Source organism: Xenorhabdus beddingii (assembly GCF_002127545.1).
Lineage (GTDB): Bacteria > Pseudomonadota > Gammaproteobacteria > Enterobacterales > Enterobacteriaceae > Xenorhabdus > Xenorhabdus beddingii.
On record NZ_MUBK01000065.1, the window covers coordinates 1 to 4,062 of the forward strand.

A 4,062-nucleotide genomic window follows, 5' to 3' on the forward strand; every position below is an offset into this window, starting at 1 on the left:
AGGGCGTCGAAGTTTCAAACGGGACAAACCATCTGAAACTGAGATACAAGGGGAAGCACAGCGTCATGCCAAGGCATCCCAGCCATGAGATAAAAGAGCACTGAGGAAAGCAATCATTAAGCAGTTAGGATTGTAGTAAAAACCCGTCTCTCAGGAGGCGAGTTCTCGCACAGGCTTCACCCTCAAATACTATGCGATATCCCGTAATATTAGAGCCAGTCGAAGAGGGCGGTTATTTCGTCTCGTTCCCGGATATCCCCGAGGCCTTAACTCAAGGGGATACACGGCAAGAAGCGCTAGAGATGGCACTTGATGCGCTAATCACGTCCTTTGAATTTTATTTTGAAGATAATGAAAAAATCCCGCTTCCTCACTCCGTGGGGCAAGATGATGATTATGTCGATGTGCCCTTAAGCGTGGCCTCAAAGGTATTGATGCTCAATGCGTTTGTTGATTCCAAATTAACGCAAATTGAGTTAGCCAACCGTATGGGGGTGAAAAAGCAGGAAGTGACCCGTATCTTTGACTTACATCATTCGACCAAGATTGATACGGTGGCTAAGGCGGCAACCGCTATTGGGCATCAATTAACGTTGTCTATTGAGTAACGAAGATCACCATGAAGAGGCTGCGTTAAACCGTGGCCTTTTTCATACCCTCACAAAACGCAACCAGACGCACACCGCGCCATTTGCTCATCAAATCACTGACCATCTGCGGTTAATTTGGATCACATTGCTGCGTCGTGCCCATGTTGCACAATCCTCCCCACGAAATAAACGTAAACCCGACGTCGGTCTTACTGCCATTGGGAAACTGAAATCAATTGAATCAGTAAATATATTTTCACTGACCGAAAAGAATTTTACGTTTAGTTAGATTGGGCTAAAAATAATCACTAAAGAATTGCCATGGAGAACTATCAAAAAATCCCTGTCGCCACTTTGTCGCCATTGGCTAAGAAATGAAAAAAAAGCCACTCATCATAGAGTGGCTTAACTAACTGGTTTAACAATAGATAATTGGTGGGTCGTGGGAGGCTCGAACTCCCGACCAATTGATTAAGAGTCATGCTTATATTATATAATTACTACTACTTTTCGTATAAAAACAATTAATTATCAGATAAATATGAAATAACAGATTACCCTTAAATACCCATTTTTACCTCGTTATGGTATCCTATAGGAATCCTAGGATTCTAAAAAAACAATTAATTCATAACGGAATTAGTTCAACAGGTAAAAAATGGAAGCCTTTAAATTTACGAAAAGCGTTATTGAATCCCTACCAACTCCCGAACAGGGTAAGCAAGATGAATACCGAGATACAGTTATTAATGGCTTACGTTTACGTGTCGGCGCATCTGGTAAGAAAAGTTTTTGTGTAACCAAAAAGCGTAATGGTAAATTCTACCGTGCTACACTAGGGCGTTTTCCTGACCTGACTGTAGAAATGGCCAGAACGAAAGCCCTTGAGGTATTAAGGGAGGTTGCTACAACTGGCCGCAATCCTAATGACATTCGTAAAGAAGAAGCAGTAAGTAAAAGTACATTGCAGGAAGCCTTAAATGCTTACTTATTTAACAGAGATAAAAAAATTAAGGAAAAAACCAAGAAACAATATCGATCAGCGCTTCTTAATTATTCTGGTGACTGGTTGGAGAAACCTATCGCCAATATTAGCCGCGAACTGGTGGAAAAACGACATAAAGATATTACTGAAGGCACCGTTTGGTTTGGTGATCCTTCAAGTTTAAAACGTTCTGGTGTTGCTTCTGGTTCAAAATCCAGTGCTGATTTATGGGCTAGATATTTGAGAGCAGTCTATCGATTTTCACAAGACCATTTCCGCGATGCGGATGCAAAAATTATTTTGCCTGATCCGCCAACTGCTGTTTTAAGTACTAAAAGACGTTGGCATGGTACTAAAAGGCGAACCAGTAGAATCAGGAATCATGATCTGGGTCGCTGGTTAGATGCTGTAGAGTCTGTTCGCCAAGATGCAGAAGAATGTCTAGATAATATGGTTCTTTCTGTATGTGATGCGCTTAATGTAGCTCTTTTTACCGGATTGCGTAGAGCGGAAGTATTTGGACTTGAATGGGAGAGAGTCAATATTGGTGGTCGGTTTTTTTGGATAGATGAAACTAAAAATGGTGATCCATTAGAACTTCCTATAACTGATACTCTATTAACTATTTTTCAAAAACGCTCACAATTACGTAAGAACGATAACCCTTATGTATTCCCTAGTACTAAAGGGGGAATTGTCTCTGATCCAAGACGTGTGATAGAGCAGATAATGAAAGCAACAATATCTGACCCTAATCTTGAAAATTTACAGCCAATAGAGTTTAAGTGTCATGATGCTCGCCGAACATTTGGTAGCATTGCTGAATTAGCAGGAGTTGGCTCTTATATTTTAAAGCGCCTTATGAATCACCGTACATTAAGAAGTGCTGACGTAACTCAAGGATATTTGCACTATTCAGCAGATGAGCTTCAAGAACCCGCTAGGAAAATAGAACGAGCTATATTAAAGCATGCCGGTATCTTGAAAGATGCCGAGACCTTAGAACAGAAAATTATTTCTATATTGGATGGAATGAGTGACACAGAAAAAAGAAGAATTATTTTTCAATTATCAGAACAGGATGCTTAAAAATAAATTATGAAGAAAGGGAATTAGATAAGGTTTCGTAATAGTAATTCAGTTTGCTTGCCTGTTTATTAAACAAACAAATTAAGTTTAATATTTGTTCGGTTAATGGTTCTGTTATAGAAGAGATTTTTCTCCATTTCTGTACACGGCGTTATACAAGGTGAACTGCTATTTTGAATTAGCATTTATAAATAATCTATCACTATTGATAACTCATAATACATAGTGATAAAAATGAAAGCACATTCTTCCTCAGCAATTTTAGAAAAATTCACCAGAGCAGAAGCCGCAATTTATCTTGGTGTTACCTCACAAACCCTTGCTAACTGGGCACATACCGGAAAAGAAAAAATTCCATATCATAAGGTAGGTCGTAAAGTTATTTATTTTAGGTCAGATCTTGATGGTTATTTAGCATCCACCCGTCGCGTGCAGACAGCGTAACAGGGAAAATAAGAATGCTTATATTTTCTCACGCCGAAAATCAGGTATCGAGGAGTTTATCTATACGTAGAATGGTTAATTGGACAAAAAAAGAAAAGGATAGCATGGCGAATGCTATCCTTAATATTTTGCTTAAATGTATAACTCAAGGGATTATCAAAAATAATGAGGTTTATTCAGATCAGCCTTTGGGTTCTATACCTAATCGCCCTAACTCTTTACGTCCTAAAGTCTTAAGCCAGTTTGCCAGGCTCATTCCTGATTTTTGGGCTGCATCTTCAAATTGTACTTTTAACTCTGGTGATATACGCATTCTAAATTGTGGAGATTGTCCATCACCTTTTGGGCTTTTGTCTCGTTTTATCGTTGACAAGTGGTCACCTATTGAATTAACCTTATCTATATCAGGTGGTCACCTTAACATGGTGAAGCCTATAAAATCAACGCCCCCTAACAGTGCTATCAACACTGAAAGAGGGCTAACCACCCACGATAATCACAGTATCGAGGTAGCTATGTATCAATATACCTTTCTAACCAGAAAGGGCAAAGCCCGTTTATCTAAAATTCATCCTACGTGCCCTATCTCCATTCAGGGGGTAAGCCATGTTTAAAATTATCGTCACCACCACAAACCAGCGTACAGGCAAGGTAAAAAAAGCCACTGTCCGCTACAAATACAAGACATTGCGCGGTGCGGAAAAAGCCGCCAAGGGTATTCGTAGTGCCGGTATGCCAGATGATGAAACCCTCAATGTTGAAATAGTCAGAATATACGAGCGCAGATCGCCTATTTCACTGTCTCAAGCCATGCACAATACAAAGCTGGCGACTTCTTTATTCTACGTCATTCTGGAAAAAGCCAAGGATGAATGTTCTATCGATTTAAATAACCTGATTGCGTTAGCCTGTGATATCAATCAGGGCGTTTATCATGCGCTTCAAGCGGCTGTT

The 4,062-nt window shown here is 39.7% G+C and carries 6 protein-coding genes and 1 pseudogene; 6 read left to right on the forward strand and 1 reads right to left on the reverse strand.

All coding sequences use genetic code 11. The features are described from left to right. The 5 genes and pseudogenes from Xbed_RS18060 to Xbed_RS18080 all read left to right on the forward strand — a co-directional run. A pseudogene (locus Xbed_RS18060) lies at positions 1-136 on the forward strand (type II toxin-antitoxin system HicA family toxin); the annotation flags it as partial. Between the two features lie 55 nt (positions 137-191). After that, positions 192-608: a type II toxin-antitoxin system HicB family antitoxin gene (locus Xbed_RS18065; protein ID WP_086114225.1), complete on the forward strand. Its 417-nt coding sequence runs from the start codon at positions 192-194 to the stop codon at positions 606-608. After that, positions 601-879, forward strand: coding sequence for a hypothetical protein (locus tag Xbed_RS18070; RefSeq protein ID WP_086114226.1), 279 nt, complete (start codon positions 601-603; stop codon positions 877-879). Before Xbed_RS18065 ends, Xbed_RS18070 begins: the two co-directional genes overlap by 8 nt. A 369-nt stretch (positions 880-1,248) precedes the next feature. Continuing rightward, complete coding sequence (locus tag Xbed_RS18075; protein ID WP_086114227.1) at positions 1,249-2,664, forward strand: site-specific integrase; 1,416 nt, start codon at positions 1,249-1,251, stop codon at positions 2,662-2,664. Between the two features lie 234 nt (positions 2,665-2,898). After that, positions 2,899-3,108: a helix-turn-helix domain-containing protein gene (locus Xbed_RS18080; protein WP_086114228.1), complete on the forward strand. Its 210-nt coding sequence runs from the start codon at positions 2,899-2,901 to the stop codon at positions 3,106-3,108. 181 nt (positions 3,109-3,289) lie between these two features. Here the strand turns inward: Xbed_RS18080 and Xbed_RS20360 are convergent, their stop codons facing one another. After that, positions 3,290-3,481: a toxin-antitoxin system HicB family antitoxin gene (locus tag Xbed_RS20360; RefSeq protein WP_086114229.1), complete on the reverse strand. Its 192-nt coding sequence runs from the start codon at positions 3,479-3,481 to the stop codon at positions 3,290-3,292. 233 nt (positions 3,482-3,714) lie between these two features. On the opposite strand from Xbed_RS20360, the gene Xbed_RS18090 reads away from it, so the two are divergent. Further along, positions 3,715-4,062: hypothetical protein (locus Xbed_RS18090; RefSeq protein ID WP_086114230.1), on the forward strand; the 348-nt coding region annotated here is incomplete at its 3' end.